This window comes from Rhizobium grahamii CCGE 502 (assembly GCF_000298315.2).
Classification (GTDB): Bacteria; Pseudomonadota; Alphaproteobacteria; order Rhizobiales; family Rhizobiaceae; genus Rhizobium; species Rhizobium grahamii.
Genome location: NZ_AEYE02000011.1, coordinates 244,971 through 270,835, shown reverse-complemented (window position 1 = coordinate 270,835; position 25,865 = coordinate 244,971). Strand labels below are relative to the sequence as shown.

The 25,865-nt window shown below is 59.4% G+C and carries 23 protein-coding genes; 12 read left to right on the top strand and 11 right to left on the bottom strand.

From position 1 onward, the window contains the following. Position 1: 1 nt before the first annotated feature. Both RGCCGE502_RS09635 and mfd read left to right on the top strand, forming a co-directional pair. Entirely contained in the window at positions 2 to 316 is a 315-nt protein-coding gene (locus RGCCGE502_RS09635; protein WP_016553969.1) for an FAD assembly factor SdhE, read from the top strand. Further along, on the top strand, positions 316 to 3,822 hold the full coding sequence (gene mfd / locus RGCCGE502_RS09630; protein ID WP_016553968.1) for a transcription-repair coupling factor: 3,507 nt from the start codon (positions 316 to 318) through the stop codon (positions 3,820 to 3,822). Before RGCCGE502_RS09635 ends, mfd begins: the two co-directional genes overlap by 1 nt. 4 nt (positions 3,823 to 3,826) lie before the next feature. On the opposite strand, the gene RGCCGE502_RS09625 is transcribed toward mfd, so the two are convergent. Further along, the gene (locus tag RGCCGE502_RS09625; protein WP_016553967.1) at positions 3,827 to 4,498 is read right to left on the bottom strand and encodes a DsbA family oxidoreductase; all 672 of its coding nucleotides are present in this window, start codon (positions 4,496 to 4,498) and stop codon (positions 3,827 to 3,829) included. A 90-nt stretch (positions 4,499 to 4,588) separates the two neighbouring features. After that, positions 4,589 to 6,394, bottom strand: a complete 1,806-nt coding sequence (locus tag RGCCGE502_RS09620; RefSeq protein ID WP_016553966.1) for an extracellular solute-binding protein — start codon at positions 6,392 to 6,394, stop codon at positions 4,589 to 4,591. 267 nt (positions 6,395 to 6,661) lie between these two features. Between RGCCGE502_RS09620 and RGCCGE502_RS09615 the strand changes: the two genes are divergently transcribed. Then, complete coding sequence (locus RGCCGE502_RS09615) at positions 6,662 to 7,321, top strand: invasion associated locus B family protein (RefSeq protein WP_016553965.1); 660 nt, start codon at positions 6,662 to 6,664, stop codon at positions 7,319 to 7,321. Positions 7,322 to 7,435: 114 nt separating this feature from the next. Here RGCCGE502_RS09615 and hspQ read toward each other — a convergent pair whose 3' ends face one another. From hspQ to RGCCGE502_RS09600, 3 genes are all read right to left on the bottom strand, one after another. Further along, entirely contained in the window at positions 7,436 to 7,765 is a 330-nt protein-coding gene (gene hspQ, locus RGCCGE502_RS09610) for a heat shock protein HspQ (RefSeq protein WP_016553964.1), read from the bottom strand. A gap of 154 nt (positions 7,766 to 7,919) precedes the next feature. Beyond that, positions 7,920 to 9,329, bottom strand: coding sequence for a type I glutamate--ammonia ligase (gene glnA / locus RGCCGE502_RS09605; RefSeq protein ID WP_016553963.1), 1,410 nt, complete (start codon positions 9,327 to 9,329; stop codon positions 7,920 to 7,922). A 58-nt stretch (positions 9,330 to 9,387) separates the two neighbouring features. Continuing rightward, complete coding sequence (locus RGCCGE502_RS09600) at positions 9,388 to 9,726, bottom strand: P-II family nitrogen regulator (RefSeq protein WP_003539626.1); 339 nt, start codon at positions 9,724 to 9,726, stop codon at positions 9,388 to 9,390. A gap of 342 nt (positions 9,727 to 10,068) precedes the next feature. Between RGCCGE502_RS09600 and RGCCGE502_RS09595 the strand changes: the two genes are divergently transcribed. After that, positions 10,069 to 11,541: a bifunctional ADP-dependent NAD(P)H-hydrate dehydratase/NAD(P)H-hydrate epimerase gene (locus RGCCGE502_RS09595; RefSeq protein WP_040674366.1), complete on the top strand. Its 1,473-nt coding sequence runs from the start codon at positions 10,069 to 10,071 to the stop codon at positions 11,539 to 11,541. 8 nt (positions 11,542 to 11,549) lie between these two features. Here RGCCGE502_RS09595 and RGCCGE502_RS09590 read toward each other — a convergent pair whose 3' ends face one another. The 3 genes from RGCCGE502_RS09590 to uvrA are packed head-to-tail and all read right to left on the bottom strand — an operon-like array spanning position 11,550 to position 15,757. Beyond that, positions 11,550 to 12,356, bottom strand: a complete 807-nt coding sequence (locus RGCCGE502_RS09590; RefSeq protein ID WP_016553961.1) for a DUF72 domain-containing protein — start codon at positions 12,354 to 12,356, stop codon at positions 11,550 to 11,552. 15 nt (positions 12,357 to 12,371) lie between these two features. Further along, positions 12,372 to 12,836 carry a GNAT family N-acetyltransferase gene (locus tag RGCCGE502_RS09585; RefSeq protein ID WP_040674281.1) on the bottom strand — a complete coding sequence of 155 codons (465 nt, stop codon included), beginning with the start codon at positions 12,834 to 12,836 and terminating at the stop codon, positions 12,372 to 12,374. After that, positions 12,833 to 15,757: an excinuclease ABC subunit UvrA gene (uvrA, locus tag RGCCGE502_RS09580; RefSeq protein WP_016553959.1), complete on the bottom strand. Its 2,925-nt coding sequence runs from the start codon at positions 15,755 to 15,757 to the stop codon at positions 12,833 to 12,835. Before uvrA ends, RGCCGE502_RS09585 begins: the two co-directional genes overlap by 4 nt. Positions 15,758 to 16,006: 249 nt before the next feature. Here uvrA and RGCCGE502_RS09575 point away from each other — a divergent pair, with 249 nt between their 5' ends. Both RGCCGE502_RS09575 and RGCCGE502_RS09570 read left to right on the top strand, forming a co-directional pair. Beyond that, positions 16,007 to 16,543, top strand: a complete 537-nt coding sequence (locus RGCCGE502_RS09575) for a single-stranded DNA-binding protein (RefSeq protein ID WP_016553958.1) — start codon at positions 16,007 to 16,009, stop codon at positions 16,541 to 16,543. Positions 16,544 to 16,881: 338 nt separating this feature from the next. Then, positions 16,882 to 17,253, top strand: coding sequence for a hypothetical protein (locus RGCCGE502_RS09570; RefSeq protein WP_019279829.1), 372 nt, complete (start codon positions 16,882 to 16,884; stop codon positions 17,251 to 17,253). On the opposite strand, the gene RGCCGE502_RS09565 is transcribed toward RGCCGE502_RS09570, so the two are convergent. Continuing rightward, positions 17,250 to 17,891: a MarC family protein gene (locus tag RGCCGE502_RS09565; protein WP_016553956.1), complete on the bottom strand. Its 642-nt coding sequence runs from the start codon at positions 17,889 to 17,891 to the stop codon at positions 17,250 to 17,252. The two genes, RGCCGE502_RS09570 and RGCCGE502_RS09565, sit on opposite strands and share 4 nt — an antisense overlap. 225 nt (positions 17,892 to 18,116) lie before the next feature. On the opposite strand from RGCCGE502_RS09565, the gene gyrA reads away from it, so the two are divergent. After that, positions 18,117 to 20,903: a DNA gyrase subunit A gene (gene gyrA, locus RGCCGE502_RS09560; protein WP_016553955.1), complete on the top strand. Its 2,787-nt coding sequence runs from the start codon at positions 18,117 to 18,119 to the stop codon at positions 20,901 to 20,903. 196 nt (positions 20,904 to 21,099) lie between these two features. Here gyrA and RGCCGE502_RS38725 read toward each other — a convergent pair whose 3' ends face one another. Together RGCCGE502_RS38725 and RGCCGE502_RS09555 are read right to left on the bottom strand one after the other, a co-directional pair. After that, positions 21,100 to 21,234: a hypothetical protein gene (locus RGCCGE502_RS38725; protein WP_016553954.1), complete on the bottom strand. Its 135-nt coding sequence runs from the start codon at positions 21,232 to 21,234 to the stop codon at positions 21,100 to 21,102. Positions 21,235 to 21,512: 278 nt separating this feature from the next. Continuing rightward, a complete protein-coding gene (locus RGCCGE502_RS09555) occupies positions 21,513 to 21,833 on the bottom strand; it encodes a hypothetical protein (protein WP_019279827.1) in 321 nt (106 codons plus the stop codon). Between the two features lie 79 nt (positions 21,834 to 21,912). Here RGCCGE502_RS09555 and coaD point away from each other — a divergent pair, with 79 nt between their 5' ends. The 5 genes from coaD (at position 21,913) to tgt (ending at position 25,826) form a co-directional block, all read left to right on the top strand. After that, positions 21,913 to 22,407, top strand: coding sequence for a pantetheine-phosphate adenylyltransferase (coaD, locus tag RGCCGE502_RS09550; protein WP_016553951.1), 495 nt, complete (start codon positions 21,913 to 21,915; stop codon positions 22,405 to 22,407). A 28-nt stretch (positions 22,408 to 22,435) separates the two neighbouring features. Further along, complete coding sequence (locus tag RGCCGE502_RS09545; RefSeq protein ID WP_016553950.1) at positions 22,436 to 23,005, top strand: peptidylprolyl isomerase; 570 nt, start codon at positions 22,436 to 22,438, stop codon at positions 23,003 to 23,005. A gap of 26 nt (positions 23,006 to 23,031) precedes the next feature. Continuing rightward, on the top strand, positions 23,032 to 23,541 hold the full coding sequence (locus RGCCGE502_RS09540; protein WP_016553949.1) for a peptidylprolyl isomerase: 510 nt from the start codon (positions 23,032 to 23,034) through the stop codon (positions 23,539 to 23,541). A gap of 71 nt (positions 23,542 to 23,612) precedes the next feature. Continuing rightward, entirely contained in the window at positions 23,613 to 24,695 is a 1,083-nt protein-coding gene (gene queA / locus RGCCGE502_RS09535) for a tRNA preQ1(34) S-adenosylmethionine ribosyltransferase-isomerase QueA (protein ID WP_016553948.1), read from the top strand. Further along, positions 24,696 to 25,826 carry a tRNA guanosine(34) transglycosylase Tgt gene (gene tgt, locus RGCCGE502_RS09530; RefSeq protein WP_016553947.1) on the top strand — a complete coding sequence of 377 codons (1,131 nt, stop codon included), beginning with the start codon at positions 24,696 to 24,698 and terminating at the stop codon, positions 25,824 to 25,826. Positions 25,827 to 25,865 lie beyond the last annotated feature (39 nt).

Genomic DNA, 25,865 nt, shown 5'->3' with positions numbered 1-25,865 from the left:
CATGACGGGTGTGTCACTCTCGAGCGCCGATCTTGATCCGCGTCGCCGCCGAATCCTCTTTCGCTGCTGGCATCGCGGCATCCGCGAAATGGATCTGGTGTTCGGGCAGTTCGCCGAGAAGGAGATCGCCACCCTGTCGGAAGCCGAGCTCGACGAGTTCGAAACCATCATGGCCGAAGAGGACAACGATCTCGTGCGCTGGATTATGGGAACCTGGCCAGTGCCTGAGCGTTTCCAGACGCCAATGTTTGCGCGCCTTGCCGCCTACAAGCCCGATTTCGAATATCCAGCCGACGCCCTCGCCAGGAATGCCTAATGACCTCAGGTTTTGACGCAAGGAAGCTGTCAGCGATCGCCGAGCCGCTGACAATCGGCAATGTGCCGACAGGTATGGAAGCTCTGTTGCTGGCCGATCTGGCACGCGCCGGCGAACCGGTCGCCTACGTGCTTTCCGACGGCCAGCGGATGATAGACCTTGAGCAGATGCTCGGTTTCGTTGCCCCCGAGATCCCGGTGCTGACTCTGCCTGCCTGGGACTGTCTTCCCTATGACCGCGTTTCGCCGAGCGCCGACACATCGGCGCGCCGTCTCGCGGCGCTGGGCGGTTTGATTGCCCATCACAGGAAGCCGCATGCGGCGATCGTGCTGGTGACCGTCAATGCAATGCTGCAGAAAGTTGCTCCTCAAGAGATTATCGAAAGCCTTGCCTTCTCGGCCCGTCCCGGAAATACAGTGCGGATGGACGATATTGCTGGGCGCCTGGAACGCAACGGCTTCGACCGTGTTGCAACCGTTCGCGAGGTCGGCGAATACGCGGTGCGCGGCGGCATTCTCGATGTCTTCGTGCCGGGTTCCGAGGAACCCGTTCGCCTCGATTTCTTCGGCGATACGCTGGAAAGCATCCGCAGCTTCGATCCGGCAAGCCAGCGCACAACTGGGCAGATCCGCTCGCTCGACCTCAACCCGATGAGCGAAGTCACGCTGACGCCCGATACGATCAGCCGTTTCCGGAAAAACTACCTCTCTTCGTTCGGCGCGGCGACACGCGACGATGCGCTGTATCTCGCCATATCGGAGGGGAGACGCTACCCCGGCATGGAGCATTGGCTGCCGCTTTTCTACGAGACGCTGGAGACGGTGTTCGACTATCTCAGAGGCTTCCGGATGGTCACCGATCATACTGTGCGCCAAGCTGCTGAGGAACGCTCCAAGCTCGTCTTCGACTACTATGACGCGCGCCTGAATTCCGGACAGCCCGCCAAGGGGCAGATGGCGCAAGGAACGCCCTATAAGCCGGTGACGCCCGGCCAGCTTTATTTGGACGGAAAGACTTTCGCCAACACGCTCGACGCGTTCAACGCGATGCGCATTTCACCCTTTAACGAGCATGAGGGAGAGGCGCGTCGCGTGATCAATCTCGACGCTCGCCAAGGCGAGCGCTGGGCGCGCTCGAACGCCGAGGGTGGGGGAAATGCTGAGCGCATCAATGTCTTCGACGCGGTTGTGAAGCACATTGCCGACAAGCGCTCCTCCGGCGCGAAGGTACTAATCACCGCCTGGACCGAGGGCTCGCTGGAACGTCTGCTGCAGGTGCTGAACGAACACGGCCTTGAGCGCGTGAAGCCGGTTGGTGCGCTGAAGGAGATCGACGGCCTTGCCAAGGGCGAGGCGGCGGCCGGCGTGCTCAGTCTCGAATCTGGATTTGAAGTCGGCAATCTGGTCGTCATCGGCGAACAGGACATTCTCGGCGACCGCATGGTGCGGCGCTCGAAGCGACGCAAGCGTGCCGCCGATTTCATCTCCGAAGTTGCCGGACTCGACGAGGGTTCGGTCGTCGTCCACGCGCAGCATGGTATCGGCCGATTTGTCGGCCTACGAACCATCGAAGCTGCGGGCGCTCCGCACGCCTGCCTCGAGCTACAATATGCAGACGAGGCGAAGCTGTTCCTGCCGGTCGAGAACATCGATCTCCTGTCGCGCTATGGGGGCGAGGGGACGGAAGCGCAGCTCGACAAGCTCGGCGGCGGCGCATGGCAGATGCGCAAGGCCAAACTCAAGAAGCGGCTACTCGATATGGCGGATGCGCTGATCCGCATCGCCGCCGAACGCCTGACCCGCCATGCGCCCGTGCTAACCACGCCGGAAGGGCTTTACGACGAGTTTGCCGCTCGCTTCCCTTACGACGAGACAGAGGATCAGGATAATGCCATCGAGGCTGTGCGCTCTGACCTTGGAGCCGGTCGACCGATGGATCGCCTCGTTTGCGGCGACGTCGGTTTCGGCAAGACGGAGGTCGCGCTTCGTGCAGCGTTCGTCGCGGCGATGAACGGCATTCAGGTGGCCGTCGTCGTGCCGACCACACTGCTAGCGCGCCAACACTTCAAGACCTTCGCTGAGCGGTTCCGTGGCCTGCCGGTTCGCATTCAGCAGGCCTCGCGCCTCGTCGGCTCGAAGGAGCTGGCGTTGACGAAGAAGGAGGTAGCAGAGGGCAAGACGGATATCGTTGTCGGTACCCACGCGCTTCTTGGCGCCGGGATCAAGTTCGCCAATCTCGGGCTGCTGATCATCGACGAAGAGCAGCATTTCGGCGTCAAGCACAAGGAACGGCTGAAGGAACTGAAAAGCGATGTCCACGTCCTGACGCTGTCGGCGACACCGATCCCACGGACGCTGCAGCTGGCGATGACTGGGGTGCGCGAGCTGTCGCTGATCACGACACCCCCGGTCGACCGCATGGCGGTCCGCACCTTCATTTCGCCCTTCGATTCGCTCGTCATCCGCGAAACGCTGATGCGTGAGCACTATCGCGGCGGCCAGAGTTTCTATGTCTGCCCGCGTCTAGCCGATTTGGAAGACGTGCATGCCTTCCTACGGTCAGACGTGCCGGAGTTGAAGGTCGCTGTTGCGCACGGCCAGATGCCGGCGGGCGAGCTTGAGGACATCATGAATGCCTTCTACGAGGGCCGTTATGACGTACTGCTCTCCACGACGATCGTGGAATCGGGGCTCGACGTGCCGACGGCGAATACCTTGATCGTGCACCGCGCCGACATGTTCGGCCTGGCGCAGCTCTACCAGCTGCGTGGGCGCGTCGGACGTTCGAAGGTGCGCGCCTTTGCGCTCTTCACACTGCCGGTCAACAAGGTGCTGACGGCAACCGCCGAGCGTCGCCTCAAGGTGTTGCAGTCGCTCGACACGCTCGGCGCCGGCTTCCAGCTTGCCAGCCACGATCTCGACATTCGCGGCGCAGGAAACCTGCTCGGCGAAGAGCAGTCCGGCCATATCAAGGAAGTCGGTTTCGAACTCTACCAGCAGATGCTTGAAGAGGCCGTCGCGGAAGTAAAGGGCGTCGATGAGATCCAGGACACCGGCTGGTCGCCGCAGATCTCGGTCGGCACCTCAGTCATGATCCCGGATGGCTATGTGCCTGATTTGCACCTGCGGATGGCACTCTATCGCCGCCTCGGGGAGATCACGGAACTGAAGGAAATCGATGCCTTCGGCGCAGAAATGATCGATCGCTTCGGCCCCATGCCAATCGAGGTCCAGCACCTTCTAAAGATCGTGTATGTGAAATCGCTCTGCCGGGTCGCCAACGTGGAGAAGCTGGATGCAGGTCCCAAGGGGGTGGTCATCCAGTTCCGTAATAAGGAGTTTCCGAATCCAGCGAACCTGGTTGGCTATATCGCCAAGCAGGGAACCATGGCGAAGATTCGGCCGGACCAGAGCGTCTTCCTCACACGCGATCTGCCGACGCCGGAAAAGCGGCTGCAGGGCGCAGCCGTTATCATGACGCAGCTTGCAGAAATGGCGAAAGGGTAAGGGCTCAGTTCATGCCGGCGCGCGCTTCCGCCTTCGCCTTGGCGATATCGCGAAGCGCGCCCGCCAGAACGTCTGGGGTCTGAGCGCCGCTGACGGCGTATTGCTGATCGAAGATAAAGAACGGCACACCGTTCACGCCCATCTTCTGCGCCGCCTCGATCTCTTCGACCACCAGGACCTTATCGGCATCGGAGGCGAGCAGCGACGCAGTGACCGTGCGGTCGAGGCCTGCCTTCTCGGCAACGTCGAGCAGCACGGCATGATCGCCGACATTGCGGCCTTCCTCGAAGTTCGCCTTGAACAGGCCGTTGACGACCTTGTCCGCCTTGTCGCGGTCCTCAACCATTGCCCAATGGATCAGTCGATGCGCATCCAGCGTATTCGGGCCGATCTTGATCGCGTCAAAATCGAACTTGATACCAACCTCACGACCAAGCTCACTCAGCATCTTGTGCCCCTGCGCGACGCGCTCGGCACCGCCGAGCTTCTGCTCAAGTGCCTTCTTCTGGTCGACGCCCTCAGGCGGGTAATCGGGGTTGAGGCGGTAGGGGCGCCAGTTGATATCCACACCAACCTCATCCTGAACCTCGGCAATCGCGAGCTCCAGCCGCGCCTTGCCGAGATAGCACCACGGGCAGACGACGTCGGAGACAACGTCGATGGTAATGCGTTCCATGGGCTTTTCCTTTTTCTTCCTGAAATCGAACCTTCCCGCCATCTAGGCCCTGTGGCGGGCGACTTCAACCAGGCAGGAAAAAGGAACCTGCTATTGCACACTCTGATCCCACCACGCCGGCAACTGATAGCCGTAGAGCGGCACGGTATCCGGGTGGGCGATGCGTTTGCTACGCGCAACCCATTGCTTATCAACATGATAAAGCGGCAGGACATAGTGGCCAGATAGCAGCATTCGATCGTGCGAGCGTACCGCAGCGGTAAAATCCTCCGCCGAACGGGCGGTGAGGATATGCTGGATCAGCGTATCGACGTCAGGGTCGGCAACGCCGGCGAAGTTGTCGGTGCCATCCCGTTCCTTGGCCGCGGACGACCAACGCCCCAGCTGCTCGATACCCGGAGACAGGGATGAGGTGTAGGACTTTACGATCACATCGTAGTCAAAACTGCTGGTGCGACTCTGATACTGCGAGTCGTCCACCGTGCGGATTGTCGCTGCAATGCCGAGCAGTTGCAGCGAACGCTGATAGGAGACCGCGAGCTTCTCCTGGTCGGTGTTCTGCGTCATGATCTCGAAGGCAAGCGGACGTCCGTCGGCATCGCTCATCTTGCCATTCTTGATCATGTAACCCGCTTCCTTGAGGAGCGCGGCTGCCTGCTTCAGAACATTGCGATCGCGACCTGAACCATCGGTAACGGGAAGCTTGTAGGTGCCGTCAAGAATCGCTGGATCGATTCGATCCTTGATCGGGCCGAGAAGCTTCAACTCGCGTTCGTCAGCCGGCACGCCGAAGCTCGACAGCTCGGAGTTTTGCCAGAAGCTCTCAGTGCGAATATAGGCGTTCGAGAATAGATTCTTGTTTGCCCATTCGAAATCGAAGATCAGTGACAGCCCCTCGCGAAGCTTCGCGTTGGCAAAGACCGGCCGCCGCGTGTTGAAGACGAAGCCGAACATGCCGCTCGGCAGCTTCGGTTCGAACGTGTCCTTGACGACGTTGCCTGAAGCGACCGCAGGGAAGTTGTAAGCACTTGCCCAATGGCCGGGACTGCCGTCTGGATAAATGTCGATTTCACCCTTCTTGAAGGACTCGAAGAGGGTCGTGTCCTGCAGGAAATACTGGACCGATATCTGATCGTAGTTGTCGAGGCCGACCTTGGCCGGAATATCCTTGCCCCAGTAGTTTGGGTCGCGCTCGAAGGTGATACTTTCACCGGGCTTCAGCGATTTGATCTTGTAGGGGCCGGACCCGACGGGCGGCGTGAGCGTCGAACGATCGAATGTCTCCGGATCGATGGCATGCTTCGGCAGGATGGGCGTGGAGCCGGCCAGGATCAGCGGGAATTCGCGATCGGCCTTATCATTAAAGGTGAAGCGAATACTGTGATCGCCGACCTTCTCCATCTTCTCGACGGCATTCAACCGCGTGCTGAAGGGAACGCGGCCCTTCTCCTTGAGCAGATTGAGCGTGAAAATCACATCGTCGGGTGTCACCGGCTGACCGTCAGACCATTTGGCCGCCGGGTTGAGATTGAACTGGATAAAGGTCCGGTCATCATCCCATTCAACGGATTCCGCCAGCAGCCCGTAGAGCGCGAAAGGTTCGTCGCGCGAGCGCAGCATCAGTGTCTCGAAGACAAGGTTTCCATATTCCGGGTCCCACATGCCGCGCGCCGTCGTGCGCATGCTTTTCAGGATGAAGGGATTGAGGCTATCGAAGGTGCCGACGACGCCATAACTGATCTTGCCGCCCTTTTTCACATCTGGATTGACGTAGGGAAGGTGCTTGAAATCAGCGGGCAGGGCCGGCACCCCGTGCATTGCAATACCATGCACAGGCTCAGCCAGAGCGGCGCTGCCAACCAAGGTGAAAATGACGGGAAGAACGATCCGGAGCATCGTTGAGGTCCTTTCCGGGAACGGCACGATTCGGCGCAAGACTATCACGCGGCTACCGCAATTCACCATCCGCGCCGAATTCTTTCGGATCACCCTGAAAAGGGCAAAGAAACACTGGATATCTAGCCCGACGCGATGTAACAGGGAAACCCGAAGTCGGGGGGTCATGCATTTGCCTCATTGTTTTAAGAGGTGGAGTGCGAACAACCCCGTTGGTGAGGATGGCACGTTGTCGTCCCTAGGGGATTTCAGGAGACGGAATTCGTTATGATGTTCAAGGCTGAAAACAAAACGCGGGCAGCCCTGTCCGTTCTGGCAGTGATGCTCGGTGCCGCAGCAGCTCCCGCGTCGTCCTTCGCGCAGGATGCAGCGGCTTCGGCAGACGCTCCCGCCACGGCTGCTGGCGCTCCGCGTCTCGGCTGGTACAAGACCTGCAGCAAGCAGGAAGACAATGACGTCTGCGTCGTCCAGAACGTCGTTCTCGCAGGCGGCGGCCAGCTCGTTACGGGCGTCGGCCTCATCAGCGTTTCCGGCAAGATCAACAACAAGAGCCTTCAGGTTTCGGTTCCTCCGGCACGTCTGATCCCGCCAGGCGTCGCGATGCAGATCGACGGCGGCAAGGCACAGAAGATCGACTACCTGATGTGCATGCCCGACCGTTGCGTTGCCCAGATCCCGCTGACCGACGCCATGGTCGCCAGCCTGAAGAAGGGCACCGATCTGGTTCTGACCTCGATCAACTTCCGTCGTGCACCGAACCCGATCAAGATCTCGCTCGAAGGCTTCACCGGCGCATTCGATGGCGAAGCGGTTTCCGCCTCTAAGCTCGCAGAAAGCCAGAAGAGCCTGCAGGACAGCATGCAGAAGAAGGCTGACGAAGCGCGCAAGAAGCTCGAAGAAGCCCAGAAGGCTGCCAAGGCTCAGTAATCCGAGCCCATCGGAATTCTCGAAGAACCCGGCCTTGCGCCGGGTTTTTTGTTGCCCAATCCAGGCAAAGAAAAACCCCGCCATAAGCGGGGTTTTGAATTATGACAGTGGACGTTAGTGGGCGAAGCTCATCTTGGGTTTGAACTGCCCCGTCGGTGCCATATCGAAAATCTGATAGACCTGCTCATTGCGAAGCGGAACTCCGCTCTCGTCATTCACCAGGTTCTGTTCGGATACGTAGGCAACGTATTCGTTTTCATCATTCTCGGCCAGCAGATGGTAGAAGGGTTGATCCTTGCTGGGGCGCACTTCGGCAGGAATGGAGTTCCACCATTCTTCCGTGTTCGCGAATTCCGGATCGACATCGAAGATCACGCCGCGAAACGGAAATACCTTGTGCCGAACCACTTCGCCGATACTGAACTTAGCTACTCTTTCTTTCATGGTACGACTTCCTTTCATCACCTGATTTGGTGATTGGTCCCACTCAAATCAAGATTTGTGCGGGATCTCGTCACATGAGTGTCACATACGCCATTTGACGACCATGACATCGGTCGGTGAAGCCCCGGCGGTAGCCGGGGCCTCGGTTTTGAGATCAAGCCGAATAGTACATGTCGTATTCGACCGGGTGCGGGGTCATGTCGTAGCGCATGACTTCCGTCATCTTCAGCTCGATGAAGCTGTCGATCTGGTCGTCGTCGAAGACGCCGCCAGCGGTCAGGAACTTGCGGTCCTTGTCGAGGCTCTCGAGAGCCTCGCGCAGCGAGCCGCAGACTGTCGGGATCTTCTTCAGTTCCTTCGGCGGCAGATCATAGAGATCCTTGTCCATGGCCTTGCCGGGATGGATCTTGTTCTTGATGCCATCGAGGCCAGCCATCAGCATCGCTGCAAAGGCGAGGTACGGGTTCGCCATAGGATCCGGGAAGCGGACTTCGACGCGCTTTGCCTTCGGGTTGCTGCCGAACGGAATGCGGCACGAAGCCGATCGGTTGCGCGCCGAATAGGCGAGCAGAACCGGTGCTTCATAGCCCGGGACGAGACGCTTGTAGGAGTTCGTCGACGGGTTGGTGAACGCGTTCAGCGCCTTGGCATGCTTGATGATGCCACCGATGAAGTAGAGGCAGGATTCGGAAAGACCTGCATACTCGTCGCCGGCGAAGCCTGGCTTGCCGCCCTTCCAAATCGAAAGGTGTACGTGCATGCCCGAACCGTTGTCGCCGAAGATCGGCTTCGGCATGAAGGTTGCCGTCTTGCCGTAGGCATTGGCGACTTGGTGCACGACGTACTTGTAGATCTGCATCTTGTCGGCGTTGCGAACGAGCGTGTCGAACTTGATGCCGAGCTCGTGCTGAGCAGCAGCCACTTCGTGGTGGTGCTTCTCGACGACAACGCCCATTTCGGACAGAACCGTCAGCATTTCGGAACGCATGTCCTGGCAGCTGTCGATCGGCGGAACCGGGAAGTAGCCGCCCTTGACGCGCGGACGGTGGCCGAGATTGCCGGTTTCATATTCGGTGTCGTCGTTGGACGGCAGTTCCGTGGAGTCCAGCTTGAAGCCGGTATTATAGGGGTCGGCCTTGTAGCGGACATCGTCGAAGACGAAGAATTCAGCTTCCGGACCAACGAACACAGTGTCGCCGATACCCGATGCCTTCAGGTAAGCTTCAGCCTTCTTGGCGGTGCCGCGCGGGTCGCGGTTATAGGCTTCGCCGGAAACCGGGTCGAGAATGTCGCAAAGAATGACCATGGTCGACTGCGCGAAGAACGGGTCCATGTGGACCGTTTCCGGGTCGGGCATCAGCACCATGTCGGATTCATTGATGGCCTTCCAGCCAGCGATCGAGGAACCGTCGAACATGACGCCATCGGCAAACATGTCTTCGTCGACACAGACGACGTCCATGGTGACGTGCTGCAGCTTGCCCTTCGGGTCGGTGAAGCGCAGATCGACGAACTTGACGTCGTTTTCCTTGATTTGCTTAAGAATTTCGCTTGCGGTCGCCATTAAATAGATCCTTTATTTGAGATGACGATACTTTGGCTCGCCGGAAAGGCGATAAAGATTAGATTGCGTCAATACCGGTCTCGCCGGTACGAATGCGGATGACTTCTTCCACATTTGACACGAAAATCTTGCCGTCGCCGATGCGTCCGGTTTGTGCGGCCTTGCGGATGGCGTCGATGACAGCTTCCGCATTTTCGTCCGCGAGGACGACTTCCACCTTTACCTTCGGCAGAAAGTCGACGACATATTCTGCACCACGGTAGAGTTCCGTATGGCCTTTCTGGCGACCGAAGCCCTTCGCTTCCGTGACTGTGATGCCCTGCAGGCCAACTTCCTGAAGGGCTTCCTTCACTTCGTCGAGCTTGAAGGGCTTGATGATCGCTTCGATCTTTTTCATGAGAAAATGACTCTCCGCTTCTCCCGTTAATGGCAGGCTCAAACCTGCTGCCGTGATGATGCAGTTATCGTGCCAGTTGGGAAGCTGATTTTTCGGAAAACGAGCCTCGTTGCTCGTAAAAGTCCGCAATCTCGGGGATTTACATCGATTTTCGGCCCAAAATTTTTCAGAATCGATCCGCCAGACGCAATTTCGGGCCATTTTTCCGGAACATTCGCCCGCGCTAATGGTCCGCACAAATGCGCGGCAATTGTATATATTTTATGCATTTGATTATTTCGTGAGCTTGCCGACAATCAATCAACCGGTTGTTATTTAGGCGATTTCTGTTTGAATGCGGCGATGATCGATGAAATCTCCGAGTTACTCCTTACTCCAGAGGAAATGACGGCAGTCGATGCGGCGGCAACCCGATCCGGGATCGACAGCTATGCGCTCATGGAGCGAGCAGGAGCGGCAATTGCCGCCACTTTGTTACGTCATTTTCCCGCCGTCCTTCGCGCCGCCGTTCTTTGCGGGCCTGGCAATAACGGCGGCGATGGCTACGTCGCAGCGCGCCACCTGGCAGTGAGCGGCGTTGCCGTGGAGATTTTCCAGTTGGGGGAACCGGCGAGGCTCAAGGGAGATGCGGCTCGGGCAAGGGATAGCTTCCCGACCATGGTTCGGCCACTTGAATCCTATCAGCCGCGGAGCGGCGATGTGGTGATCGACGCCATCTTTGGCGCTGGCCTTGCCCGCGATGTCCCGGCCGACGTTAGAGACGCAATCGAACGGGTAAGTGGAGCGGGTGTGCCGATCATTGCCGTCGACCTGCCATCCGGCGTTGATGGTCGCAGCGGATCGGTCCGAAGCGCGGCATTTGCCGCCAACAGAACCGTCACCTTCATGACGCGAAAGCCCGGGCATCTCCTGATGCCCGGGCGCGAGCTCTGCGGTGAACTCGAAGTCTTTGATATCGGCATACCCGGCCGCATCATCCGCGCCGAGAAGAAACAGCAGATCGCCGAGAATGGACCCCAGCGTTGGCGCGACGCGCTGCCCTCGAGGGGACTGGAGACACACAAATACAAGCGAGGTCACCTTGTCGTCTTCTCCGGCGAAGCGACCAAGACAGGCGCCGCACGGATGTCTGCTATGGCAGGCCTGAAGGCGGGGGCAGGGCTGGTGACAATCGCCGCGCCGGACGATGCGGTCGACGAGAATGCAGCACATCTGACCGCGATCATGCTGCATCCGATCGAGGACGAGGCGGCACTCCGCGATTGGCTGCACGACGCGCGGCTGCACACCTTCGTTCTCGGGCCAGGTTTCGGCGTCGGCGAGAAGGCGCGTCGGTTCGTCGCCGCGTTGTCCGAGAGGCATCTGGTGCTGGATGCCGACGGGCTCTCCTCGTTCAAAAGTGCCCCTGACGAGCTGTTTTCAAAGTTTTCCGGAAAGCCGCGTCTGGTGCTTACGCCACACGAGGGCGAGTTCGGAAGACTGTTTCCCGATATCGCCGCCGACACTGCCATGGGAAAGATCGACAAGGCGCGCGCGGCAGCGGCACGGGCAAACGCCGCAATCGTCTACAAAGGCGCTGACACCGTCATCGCCTCACCCGACGGCAGAGCCTACATCAACACCAATGCACCTGTTTGGCTCGCGACCGCCGGCTCCGGTGATGTTCTGGCGGGGATCATCGGAGCGCTCATGGCTCAAGGCGTTCCCGCTTTCGAGGCCGCCGCTGCGGGCGTCTACATGCATGGAGAGGCCGGCATGCGGGCGGGCGAAGGGCTCACGGCGGAAGACCTGGCGACGCAGGTTCGTCCGCTCTGACGGCAGACCTATCGCGACACCGCTTCCTGTAACGCCATTGCTCCAAAGGGCGCGTTGACTTTGCCTTCGTGGATCATGAAGGCGAAGACGTCCCTCGGCTCGGTCGCAACCTTGCGCTCGCCATCAATCAGAGGCAGATCGCCCGGCACCTTGCCATCCGCCCAGGTTTCGAGGCGCGTGGCCCAAGCTTTCAAATCACTCGGTGCGTAACAGGTCTTGATCTCATCGGAACCCTTCTGGAGACGTGCATAGACAAAGTCGGCTGTCACATCCGCGATCATCGGGTAGTCGAAATGCTCGGCGCAGACAGGCGCAACCGCATACTTCGCTAGCAACGCCACAAATTCCGGCGCCTTGAACGAGTCATGGCGCACCTCGACAACGTGCTTCAGAGGCAGGCCATCCTGTCTGTCAGGCAGCAGCTTGAGGAAGCCTTCGAAATCATCCGGATCGAACTTCTTCGTCGGTGCGAACTGCCAGAGGATTGGTCCAAGGTGCGGACCAAGCTCCGTTAAACCTTGGGTCAGGAAACGCTCCATCGACTCGCCAGCCTCCGCCAGCACGCGACGATTGGTGACAAAACGGCTGGCCTTCAGCGAAAAGACAAAGCCGTCAGGCACATCCGCAGCCCATTTGGCGAAGGTTTCGGGCTTCTGCGAGCTGTAATAGGTGCCGTTGATCTCGATGACCTTCAGCTGGCGGCTTGCGTAGTGCAGCTCGTCCTTCTGCTTCAGATCCCCAGGATAGAAGTGGTCCCGCCATGCCTCGAAGGTCCAGCCGCCGATGCCGACGCGAACATTGCCGGATTTCGTCATTCCTTCCTCCTCTGATTATATCTGTGCGCCGACATGCTTTGCCATGTCGACGATCACCCATCCTGGCCTATGCGGATTTTCGCGGCGACCCGTTTCCTGAAAGCCAAATGCTCGATAGAGCGCAATATTCCGCTCCATGCGCGCATTCGTGTAGAGACGCACTTCCGGAAGCCGCCATTCCCGCACCATCGCTTCCACCCACCTCAGAATGGCAAGACCGTGACCGCCGCCCTGAAATTTCGGCGAGACGGCGATGCTGAAGAGCATCAGATGGTCCGGGTGCCGCTCGATGACGGACAGACCGACAAGCTCGTCCTGCACTTCCCGCAACCAGACCTCACCGCGAGCAATGCGCGGTGTGTAGTCCTCGGTGACGGGGATCGGCGGCCGTCCAAGGAGACGCGTGTACGGAGCATAGGCTTCGGCGGTCAGCGCTTCGACCGCCTGCAGATCATCGAGCGACGCCGCTCTCAGCATCACTCGGCTGCCACTACGGCTTTTCGAGCAGGTCGCCGCTCAAGCAACTCCTTCAGGAATTGCCCGGTATAGGACCGCTTCTCCTTGACGATCGCTTCAGGCGTGCCGACGGCGACGATTTCGCCGCCACCATCGCCGCCTTCAGGACCGAAATCGAGAATCCAGTCCGCTGTCTTGATGACCTCGAGATTGTGCTCGATCACAACGACCGAATTACCCTGATTGACCAGCTCCTGCAGCATTTCCAGGAGCTTCGCGACATCGTGGAAATGCAGGCCGGTTGTCGGCTCGTCCAAGATATAGAGAGTGCGGCCCGTCGATCGCTTCGACAGCTCCTTGGCCAGCTTTACGCGCTGCGCCTCGCCACCAGACAGCGTATTGGCCTGCTGACCGACCTTAATGTAGCCAAGGCCGACATCCTTCAACGCCTGCAGCTTGTCACGCACAGCTGGAACAGCCGCGAAGAAGTCGACCCCTTCCTCGACAGTCATGTCCAGCACGTCGGCAATCGACTTGTGCTTGAACGTGACGTCGAGCGTTTCCCTGTTGTAGCGCTTGCCATGGCAGACATCGCAGGTGACATAGACGTCAGGCAGGAAGTGCATCTCGATCTTGATGACGCCGTCGCCCTGGCAGGCTTCGCAGCGACCGCCCTTGACGTTGAACGAGAAGCGGCCGGGCTGATAGCCACGGGCCTTCGCTTCCGGCAGTCCGGCAAACCAGTCGCGGATCGGGGTGAATGCGCCCGTATAGGTCGCTGGGTTGGACCGCGGCGTACGGCCGATTGGCGACTGATCGATATCGATGACCTTGTCTATGTGCTCAAAGCCGTCGATGCGATCATGGTCAGCCGGAATTTCGCGCGCGCCCATGACACGACGTGCAGCCGACTTATACAGCGTCTCAATCAGGAACGTTGATTTTCCGCCGCCGGATACACCGGTGACCGCCGTAAAGACGCCAAGCGGAATAGAAGCGGTGACATTCTTCAGATTGTTGCCGCGGGCACCGACGACCTTGATTTCCTTACCCTTCTTGGGTTTGCGTCGCTCGTCGGGGACAGGAACGCCCAACTCGCCAGAAAGATATTTCCCGGTCAGCGACTTCGGGTTTGCCATGATCTCCTGCGGCGTGCCGTGGGCGATCACCTGGCCACCGTGGATACCGGCAGCCGGACCGATGTCGACGACGTCGTCGGCGGTCAGGATCGCGTCCTCGTCATGCTCGACCACGATCACGGTGTTGCCGATATCACGAAGGTGCTTCAGCGTATCGAGCAATCGAGCGTTGTCGCGCTGATGCAGGCCGATCGACGGCTCGTCGAGGACATACAAGACGCCGGTTAGGCCGGAACCGATCTGCGACGCCAGCCGGATGCGCTGGCTCTCGCCACCGGACAAGGTGCCGGAGTTTCGCGACAGGCTGAGATAGTCCAGGCCGACGTCATTGAGGAAGCGCAGGCGGTCGCGGATCTCCTTGAGGATGCGAACGGCAATCTCATTCTGCTTGGCGCTCAGCGACTGCGGCAGAACTTCGAACCAGTCTCGGGCGACGCGGATCGACATGTCGGTCACCTGGCCGATATGCAGCGCGTTGATCTTGACGGCAAGTGCCTCCGGCTTCAGGCGATAGCCGCCGCAAGACGGGCAGGGGGCCGCCGACATATAGCGCTCGATTTCCTCGCGCGCCCAGGCGGAATCCGTCTCCTTCCAGCGACGCTCGAGATTGGTGATGATGCCCTCGAAATTCTTGTGCGTCGTATACGACCGCGCACCGTCGGCATAGTGGAACTCGATCTTCTCGTCGGTGCCATTCAGGATGACGTCCTTGACCACATCGGACAGATCGTTCCACCGCGCACCGAGCTTGAAGCCGTAGTGTTTACCGAGGGCCTCCAGCGTCTGGTTGTAATAGGGCGATGTCGACTTCGCCCACGGCGCAATGGCGCCATCGCGTAGCGTGCGCTCAGGCTCGGGCACAATCAGATTAGCGTCAATCTTCTGCTGTGCGCCAAGACCGTCGCAGGTCGGGCAGGCGCCGGCTGGATTGTTGAACGAGAATAGCCGCGGCTCGATCTCGGGAATGGTGAAGCCCGACACCGGGCAGGCGAATTTTTCCGAGAAGAGGACTCGCTCGTGCGTTTCGTTGAGCGACTTGTTGGCAGACCCGCCGGCGGCGGTTTCCTCCAGCGGCAACGGCTTGTCGGCGAACTCCGCAACGGCCAAGCCGTCGGCAAGCTTTAGCGAGGTCTCGAAGCTGTCTGCGAGGCGCGATGCCATATCGGGGCGTACGACAATGCGGTCGACCACGATATCGATATCGTGCTTGTACTTCTTATCCAGGGCTGGGACGTCCGCGATCTCGTAGAACTGGCCATCGACCTTCACGCGCTGGAAGCCCTTCTTCATCAGGTCCGCCAGCTCTTTCTTGTACTCGCCCTTACGCCCGCGCACGAGCGGCGCGAGGATGTAGAGACGCGTGCCTTCCCCGAACTCCAGCACGCGATCGACCATCTGACTGACCGTCTGGCTCTCGATCGGTAGCCCGGTTGCAGGCGAATACGGTATGCCGACGCGCGCAAAGAGCAGACGCATGTAGTCGTAGATCTCGGTCACCGTTCCGACCGTCGAGCGCGGATTGCGCGAGGTCGTCTTCTGCTCGATCGAAATCGCCGGCGACAGCCCGTCGATTTGGTCGACGTCGGGCTTCTGCATCATTTCGAGGAACTGGCGCGCATAGGCCGACAGGCTTTCGACATAGCGCCTCTGGCCTTCGGCATAGATCGTATCGAAGGCAAGCGACGACTTTCCGGATCCCGAAAGCCCGGTCATGACGATCAGTTTGTTTCGCGGCAGATCGAGATCGATGCCCTTCAAATTGTGCTCGCGCGCGCCGCGGATGGAAATCGTCTTCAGTTCGCTCATCGTCTTCTGCTTCTGTGCTGGAACAAGCCCCTTATTTAGTGATGCCGGCTGGCGAGTCGAGGCTCAATGTCCGTCTGCTGCAAGGTTTTCGATTCGGTTGACAGGATCATAGGGATAAACTAGAACAAATAAAGAACAAAATTCTCTGTGGATGAACCGGCTATGGGCGCCCATCGCCAGCGCCCTATGGTTTAAGGTGCACCGATTGTTTCAAGCGCCGCCGGGCAGGGCGGCAGGTAAGGTGAAAGTATGGCTGGCAGCGTAAACAAGGTAATTCTGATCGGGAACGTGGGCGCTGACCCCGAAATCCGGCGGACCCAGGACGGCCGGCCGATCGCCAATCTTCGCATCGCGACGTCCGAGACCTGGCGCGACCGCAACTCTGGCGAACGCCGCGAGAAGACGGAATGGCATACTGTCGTTGTCTTCAACGAGGGCCTCTGCAAGGTCGTCGAGCAGTATGTGAAGAAAGGCGCCAAGCTCTACATCGAAGGCGCGCTGCAGACCCGCAAATGGCAGGACCAGAATGGCCAGGACCGCTATTCCACGGAAGTCGTTTTGCAGGGCTTCGGCTCGACGCTGACGATGCTCGACGGTCGCGGCGAGGGCGGAGGCGCAAGCTCCGGCTTTGGCGGCGGTCGCGGCAGCAATGCCGGCGGTGGCGATTTCGGTGGCGGCGGTGGCTACGGCGACGATTACGGCGCACCCTCGCAATCGTCCGGTCGCAGCAGCAGCGGTAGTGGCGGAAACTTCTCGCGCGATCTCGACGACGATATCCCGTTCTGATCGAAGCCGTCATCGACGGCATCTATGACGGCGCGCCGAGAGGTGCGCCGTACGCGTTTTGGCTCGAGGCTCGGCGCTGCCGGCTTTCTTACAGGCCCAAGACGTCAGCCGGACCGGGCCCATATCGGCAGCGCCCGGTCACCATTCCATCGCGAACCTCAGTCGAATAGGCGGACGCGATGCATTTCAGTCGATCATTCTAGTCAAAGTGACGGCGCTTCACTCTCCGAAAGGATAGGCACGGTTGGGTTCTCAAATCTCCAGACCCGCGCGATATTCGTGGGATGAAAGAAGCGAATACCCAATTTCGGTCAATGACGGCCAGTGCCGCGAGAACGATGGTCGCGGACGACCTTCTTGAATTGGGGTTGGATCTCGACCGCCTGAGCGAAAACCACCTGCGGACGCTGTGGGGCGAATTCAAGTCTCTCCGCGCAGAGGAGCCGCACATCAGATCTGTCGCAATCCGGATTTTCGTCTGGTACGTGGTTGAGAGCAAACTGTTCAACTCCGCCGCGATGCGCAGGTCTGGCGCCATCGGCAGATCGATCGCCACGATGAGGGCATGGGCCGAAACCGATCCGGCACTGACCTTGGTCGTGCTTCGAGAAGCCGAGGCAGTAAAGTTATTCCTTTATCAAATATTCGAACGGGCCGATGCGCCTCGGCAAATGATCCTGGAAGCACAAAGGCGCCTACTCCAGGCCTAGCCCGCGGGCATTGTAACCAAGGTGGACTTCAGGCCGTCAACGACGAATTGCGTTGCCAGGGCGGCCAGGATGACACCGAGAAGGCGCGTCAGAATTGCGCGCCCCGTAACACCCAGGAACCGATCGACTCTTTCGGCGACAAGCAAGGAGAAAAAGAGCAGTAGCAGGTTCGATGCAAGGACGACGATCAATTGCGCGCGCTCGATGGAGCTGTGCATTGACCCGGCAATCAGGATGGTCGCGGAAATCGCGCCGGGACCGGCGATTAGCGGAATCGCCAACGGAAAAACCGAAATATTGTGGATATGATCGATGGTGATTGCGGCCGTGCTCGTCTTCTCCTTGCGGTCCTGCCGCTTCTCGAAAACCATTTCAAACGCGATCCAGAACAAGAGAAGGCCACCGGCGATGCGAAAGGCGCCGATCGAGATGCCGAGAACGCCGAGTACACTCGCGCCGAACAGCGCGAAGATGGCAAGGATGACAAAGGCGATGATCGAGCCGCGCAGCGCCACCTGCTTTCGCTGGCTACGGCTCATACCGGTGGTTAGGCCGAGGAAGATTGGCGCAAGGCCAGGCGGATCGATGGTGACAAGCAGCGTCGTGAAGGCGTTGATCAGTTGGTCGGCGCTTGCCATTGTCCCTCCATGAGCCCATATAAACGCTCGGTTTTGGACGATTGTGATGCGGAGAAATCAATTTGGCAAATGGCGCTCTTCGAATGGCGTAAATAGTTGCCATTGAGGCCAAAATTGCCCTCATAAGACCGCAAAAGACTGTTCAAAACCCTCGCCAAAATTGGCGCAGGAACAGCCTTTCCGCTATAAATCTTCAAGTGATTCTAGAAGAGATCGTGATCCGTTTTGACTGAGCAAACACCCCCCGGCGGCGGGAAGCTCCCGCCAGGCATCGAGCCCATCTCCATCATGGAGGAAATGCAGCGGTCGTATCTCGATTACGCGATGAGCGTTATCGTCAGCCGCGCTTTGCCTGATGTGCGTGACGGCCTCAAGCCCGTGCATCGCCGCATCCTCTACGGCATGTCCGAACTCGGCATCGACTGGAACAAGAAATACGTCAAATGTGCCCGTGTAACCGGGGATGTGATGGGTAAATACCATCCGCACGGTAACTTGGCGATTTACGACGCGCTGGCGCGCATGGCCCAGGACTGGTCTCTTCGCCTGCCGCTGATCGACGGCCAGGGCAACTTCGGCTCCGTCGACGGCGATCCGCCGGCGGCTGAACGCTACACCGAATGCCGCCTGGAAAAGGCCGCGCATTCGCTGCTCGACGATCTCGACAAGGAAACGGTCGATTTCCGCGACAACTATGACGGCACGCTGTCCGAGCCGGTCGTCGTTCCAGCGAAATTCCCGAACCTCTTGGTCAATGGGGCAGGCGGCATCGCCGTCGGCATGGCGACCAACATTCCGCCGCACAATCTTGGCGAAGTCATCGACGGCTGTATCGCCCTGATCGACAATCCGGCCATCGAACTTCCGGATATCATGCAGATTATTCCTGGCCCGGATTTTCCGACAGGCGCCAAGATTCTTGGCCGCGCTGGCATTCGTTCGGCCTACGAGACCGGCCGCGGTTCGGTGATCATGCGCGGCGTTGCGACGATCGAGCCGATGCGCGGCGATCGTGAGCAGATCATCATCACCGAGATCCCGTATCAGGTGAACAAGTCGACGATGATCGAGAAGATGGCCGAACTGGTGCGCGACAAGCGCATCGAGGGTATCTCCGACCTTCGCGACGAATCCGACCGCCAGGGCTACCGCGTCGTCGTCGAGCTCAAGCGCGACGCGAATGCCGACGTGATCCTGAACCAGCTTTACCGCTATACCCCGCTGCAGACATCCTTCGGCTGCAACATGGTAGCGCTAAACGGCGGCAAGCCGGAACAGTTGCAGCTGCTTGACATGCTGCGCGCCTTCGTTTTCTTCCGCGAGGAGGTCGTTAGCCGGAGAACGAAATTTCTCTTGCGCAAAGCGCGCGAGCGGGCGCACGTCTTGGTCGGTCTAGCAATTGCCGTCGCCAATATCGATGAAATCATCCGCACGATCAGGCAGGCGCCGGATCCGCAGACCGCACGCGAAGAACTGATGACCCGCCGTTGGCCGGCATCCGACGTCGAGAGCCTGATCCGACTGATCGATGATCCGCGTCACCGTATCAACGAGGATATGACGTACAACCTCTCGGAAGAGCAGGCGCGTGCCATCCTCGAATTGCGCCTGGCGCGTCTGACAGCTCTTGGCCGCGACGAAATTGGCGACGAACTCAATAAGATAGGCGAAGAAATTAAGGATTATCTTGAAATCCTTTCGTCGCGCGTCCGGATCCAGACAATCGTCAAGGAAGAGCTTGCTGCGGTTCGCGACGAATTCGGCACGCCGCGCCGCACCGAAATCATGGACGGCGGGCTTGAGATGGACGATGAGGATCTCATTGCCCGTGAAGACATGGTCGTGACCGTCTCGCATCTCGGCTATATCAAGCGCGTGCCGTTGACGACCTATCGCGCGCAGCGCCGTGGCGGCAAGGGTCGCTCCGGCATGACGACGAGAGACGAGGATTTCGTTAGCCAGCTATTCGTTCTCAACACGCATACGCCGGTTCTGTTCTTCTCATCGCGCGGTATCGTCTACAAGGAGAAGGTCTATCGCCTGCCAATCGGCACGCCGACGGCGCGTGGCAAGGCGCTGATCAACATGCTGCCGCTGGAGCCAGGCGAACGCATCACCACCATTCTGCCGCTGCCCGAGGACGAGGAAAGCTGGGACAAGCTCGACGTGATGTTCTCGACAACGCGCGGCACCGTTCGCCGTAACAAGCTTTCGGACTTCGTCCAGGTCAACCGTAACGGCAAGATCGCGATGAAGCTGGAGGAAGAGGGCGACGAAATCCTCTCCGTCGAGACCTGCACCGAACATGACGACGTGCTTCTGACCACCGCGCTGGGCCAATGCATCCGCTTCCCGGTCGATGACGTCCGCGTCTTCGCCGGACGCAACTCCATCGGTGTCCGCGGCATCAACCTCGGTGATGGCGATCGCATCATCTCGATGACAATTGTCGGCCACGTGGATGCCGAGCCCTGGGAGCGCGCGGCCTATCTCAAGCGTGCTGCAAGCGAGCGACGCTTGACGACAGGTGACGCCGAGGAAATCTCGCTCGTCGGCGAGGAGGTTACCGAAGAGGGGCAACTGAGCGACGAGCGCTACGAAGAACTGAAGGCGCGCGAGCAATACGTGCTCACGGTTTCCGAAAAGGGCTTCGGCAAGCGCTCCTCTTCTTACGACTTCCGGATTTCTGGCCGCGGTGGCAAGGGTATTCGGGCTACCGATACGTCGAAGACCGCGGAGATCGGCGAGTTGGTGGCGGCCTTCCCGGTTAACGAGGGCGACCAGATTATGCTGGTTTCCGATGGCGGGCAGCTCATCCGCGTCCCCGTGGGCGGCATCCGCATCGCCAGCCGCGCGACGAAGGGCGTGACTATCTTCTCGACGGCTAAGGACGAAAAGGTGGTATCCGTCGAGCGCATCAGCGAGCCCGAGGAAGAAGAGGCAGAAGACGTCGCCGAAAATGGCGATGACATTGGGCCCGCCGCCGAGAGCACGCCTGACGCGGACGCTTGATGTACTGAAATTGCGACTTTGAAAACCGGGCAAGCTGCCCGGTTTTCTTTTTTGGACAGATCGAGGGGTCTTCGCAGCTGGCCCGCCGAACACTCGAAGGAGGAGCCGATGATCCGGCCCGCAGACATGAAAAAGGCCGGACGACAGAGTCATCCAGCCTTTTGAAATCAGAGAATTCCCAGGTCACGGACAGCGGTTAAAACCAACTGTGCTTTCCATCGACCTTCTTCATCTCTTCGCTTTCATGGCGAAGAGCGGCGATGGTGGAGGCCACAGACACGACAAACATGATGCTGATTAGGGCAGTAAGCACAGTCAATATCGTGAACATGAGCAATCCTCCTGGGCTTTGCGTTCACGTTCCTTAGTATTGGCTCGTTAACGCCGCGCGTGCCGACGCATAGGGGCCATATACCTTGGACGCATCCACTTTGTGATCGTAGAGCGCGACAGTCGCTGCAAGCATACCAGTCATCATTACCATCCAGACAGCATTAATCATGGTAATTTTATTGGGCATATTATCTTCCTTGTGCGGCGTATCGCGTTACGCTGGTTGAATGAACGCATGCGTGCGAAAATGGTTCCAGTGCGGCATTGGCCGGTCGTTTACCAAGCATGATCTGAAGCGACTTTGAATGCCTCGTTCATCTGGCGTTCAGAATCCTTAATCGGTTTAAACGCCACCTTTCCCGTTGCACGCACGATTGCGTAATGTTCCCGGACGCTTGTCCGAACCCAACTTGCATCCTGGACATCCCGCACGCAGCCGTAGAAAAATTCTGCAAGCAGCGAGACGAAAATAGCGAAAGCAATAAGGATGATCAGCATGAGCGTTTCCGGGGAAGGGGCCGATGCCGGAGCGACATCGGTGTTGACGTTCTCCGTTATAGCGAGCCCGTCTGAAGCCGCCTTGAACGCCGCATTCATGAACCGTTCAGCGACGGGCAAACGACTTGCGGGCGAGCTTTATCCATGACAAAAGGCGTCGAAACAAACGGCTAGGCCAATGACGACAGCTTTCTATCCGGGGTCGTTCGACCCAATGACGAACGGACATCTGGATGTTCTCATCCAGTCGCTGAATGTTGCGTCCGAGGTTATTGTCGCGATCGGCATCCATCCGGGCAAGACACCGCTCTTTTCGTTCGACGAGAGGGCGGATCTCATTCGCCAGTCGCTCGCGGACGCGCTGCCTGAGAAGACAGGCAATATCTCAGTCGTTGCATTCGACAATCTCGTCGTCGATGCGGCGCGTACCCATGGTGCTGCGCTCCTGATCCGTGGTCTGCGCGACGGTACCGATCTCGACTACGAAATGCAGATGGCCGGAATGAACCGCCAGATGGCGCCGGACATTCAAACCATCTTTCTGCCAGCCGGAACGGCCTCGCGGCCCATAACCGCCACATTGGTCCGGCAAATCGCTGCCATGGGAGGCGATGTCAGCGCCTTTGTGCCGGCTGCCGTCTTGAAAGCCCTTCAATCCAAGCGCAAATCCTAGGCGACATTTTCGCCGCAACGGAGCCAACATGAAACTTTTCTATCTCGCATTTGCAGGCGTGCTTTACCTTGCCTCCTTCGCGGGCGACGCATTTGCACAGTCCGGCGACACGCTGACAATCCAGTTGAAGGACGGTCCAGTGGTGGTCCAGCTTATGCCCGACGTCGCCCCGAAGCACGTTGCGCAGATCGAAGCGCTCGCCAAAAAGGGCGCCTATGATAACGTCGCCTTCCATCGCGTCATCGAAGGCTTCATGGCCCAGACGGGCGATGTGAAGTACGGCAACATGGAAAAGGGCTTCGATGCGAGCCTCGCCGGTACCGGTGGCTCCGACATGCCCGACCTGCCGGCGGAATTCTCGAAGACACCGTTCGTGCGCGGCACGGTCGGCATGGCCCGCTCGCAGGATCCGAACTCGGCAAACTCGCAGTTCTTCATCATGTTCGCCGATGGCTCCTTCCTCAATGGCCAGTATACGGTCGTCGGCAAGGTCGTCTCCGGCATGGAGAACGTCGACAAGATCAAGCGTGGCGAAGGCCAGAACGGCGAAGTCAGCACCCCCGACCGGATGATCAAGGTCACCGTCGGCAAGAAGTAAGTTTCAAGACAAGTAGGAGAAGAAGAATGGCCGAGATCAAGGATCCCGAAAACACCATCATCCTGGAAACCACCAAGGGCAAGGTTGTCATCCAGCTGCTGCCGGAAGTGGCGCCGGAACACGTGGCCCGCATCAAGGAACTCGCTCGCGAGAAGGCCTATGACGGCGTTGTCTTCCATCGCGTGATCAACGACTTCATGGCGCAGACCGGCGACGTGAAGTTCGGCAAGAAGGGCAGCGAGAGCTTCAACCCGGGCCGTGCCGGCATGGGCGGCTCCGAGAAGCCTGACCTGAAGGCTGAGTTCTCGGCTGTCAGCCACATCAGAGGCACCTGCTCGATGGCTCGTTCGCAGAACCCGAACTCCGCCAACTCGCAGTTCTTCATCTGCTTCACGGACGCTCCCTGGCTGAACAAGCAGTACTCCGTCTGGGGTCAGGTCATCGAAGGCATGGACAACGTCGACAAGATCAAGAAGGGCGAGCCGGTCACCGATCCGGACTCGATCGTCTCGATGCGGGTTGCCGCCGACGTCTGATTGTGATTTCTGCTGAAACCCGCCCTTGCGCGAAAGCGTGGGGCGGGTTTCGCTTTGCCTGGATTTAAGTGATGCGCGTAGACCTCTTCGATTTCGACCTGCCGGATGAACGGATCGCCCTGCGGCCAGCCGAGCCGCGCGACAGCGCGCGTCTGCTCGTCGTCGACCCTGGCGGGGAGGTACAGCTGTCGGACCATCGAGTAAGCGAACTGCCCAGCTTTCTCAGGGCAGGGGACGCGCTTGTTTTCAACGACACCAAGGTGATCCCGGCACAGCTTGAGGGCATCCGTCATCGCGAAGGTGCTGGCGGTCAGCAGGTTTCGGCGACACTGCACATGCGCGTCGGCGCCAGCCGCTGGAAGGCCTTCGCAAAGCCCGGCAAACGCATCAAGATCGGCGACCGTATCTCGTTCGGCCACGATGGTGGCAGCTGCCTTCTTGGCAAGCTCGAATGCACTGTCGAAGAAAAGGGCGAGGGCGGCGAAGTCACGCTTGCCTTCGATCTTTCCGGACCGATGCTCGACGAGGCAATCCATTCCGTCGGACATATTCCGCTGCCGCCCTATATCGCCGCCAAACGGGCCGAAGACGAGCGCGACCGTGCCGACTACCAGACAATTTATGCCCGCGAGGAGGGTGCAGTTGCAGCCCCGACCGCCGGGCTTCACTTCACGGCTGATCTTTTCGAAGCCATCGACAAGGCAGGCGTCGAACGGCATTTCGTCACACTGCATGTTGGCGCCGGTACTTTCCTACCTGTAAAGGCCGACGACACCGACGATCACAAGATGCATCTTGAGAGCGGCTATGTCAGCGCCGAGACGGCTGCGAGCCTCAATGCCGTGAAGGCAAGGGGCGGGCGCATCATCTGCGTCGGCACGACGTCGCTGCGACTGATCGAAAGTGCGGCCCAAGAAAACGGCGAGATCCGTGCCTGGGCCGGCGCCACCGGCATCTTCATCACGCCCGGCTACCGCTTCAAGGCGGTTGACATGCTGATGACCAACTTCCATTTGCCTCGCTCGACGCTGTTCATGCTCGTTTCGGCCTTTGCCGGCTTCGAGACCATGCGTGCGGCCTACAGCCACGCGATTTCGACGGGCTACCGCTTCTATTCCTATGGCGACTCCAGCCTTCTTTTCCGGAAAGACTAAATGACCGAGAACTTTCAGTTCACCCTCAAGAAGACCGATGCCGGTGCTCGCCTAGGCGAGGTCTCGATGCCGCGCGGCACGATCCGCACGCCGGCCTTCATGCCCGTCGGCACCGTCGGTACCGTCAAGGCGATGTATCTTGAGCAGGTTCGCGACACCGGCGCCGACATCATCCTCGGCAATACCTATCATCTCATGTTGCGTCCGACGGCCGAGCGCGTGGCACGCCTCGGCGGCCTGCACAAGCTGATTCGCTGGGAGCATCCGATCCTGACCGATTCCGGCGGGTTCCAGGTGATGTCGCTCTCGGGCCTGCGCAAACTCGACGAGCAGGGCGTGACCTTCAAATCGCACGTCGACGGCAGCTTGCATCACATGTCGCCGGAGCGCTCGATCGAGATCCAGGGATTGCTCGACAGCGATATCCAGATGCAACTCGACGAATGCGTGGCACTTCCTGCGGAACCGCGCGAAATCGAGCGCGCCATGGAGCTGTCGCTACGCTGGGCCGAACGATGCAAGATCGCCTTCGGCAACCAGCCGGGGAAGGCGATGTTCGGCATCGTGCAGGGTGGGGATGTGCCGGCACTTCGCGTCCGCTCGGCCGCGGCGCTGACCGATCTCGATCTCAAGGGCTATGCGGTCGGCGGCCTCGCTGTCGGCGAGCCGCAGGACGTCATGCTGAAGATGCTCGAGGAAACGCTGCCGGTGCTGCCGACGGAAAAGCCGCGCTACCTCATGGGCGTCGGCACACCCGACGATATCTTGAAATCCGTAGCCCGCGGTATCGACATGTTCGACTGCGTCATGCCAACCCGCTCCGGCCGGCACGGTCTTGCCTTCACCCGCCGCGGCAAGGTCAACATCCGCAACGCCCGCCACGCCGAGGATATGCGTCCGCTCGATGACCAGTCGAATTGCACGGCTTCGCGCGACTACTCGCGCGCCTATCTGCATCATCTCGTGCGCGCCAATGAGGCGCTCGGTGGCATGCTGCTCTCATGGCACAATCTTGCTTACTACCAGGAACTGATGCAGGGTATCCGCAAGGCGATCGCTGAAGGCCGGTTTGCCGACTTTATGGCAGAGACCCAGGCAGAATGGGCGAGGGGCGACCTGGAGCCGGCGTAAGACGGGAAGGGCACTGCGCTCCGTCCGGTGGAAGCCGCC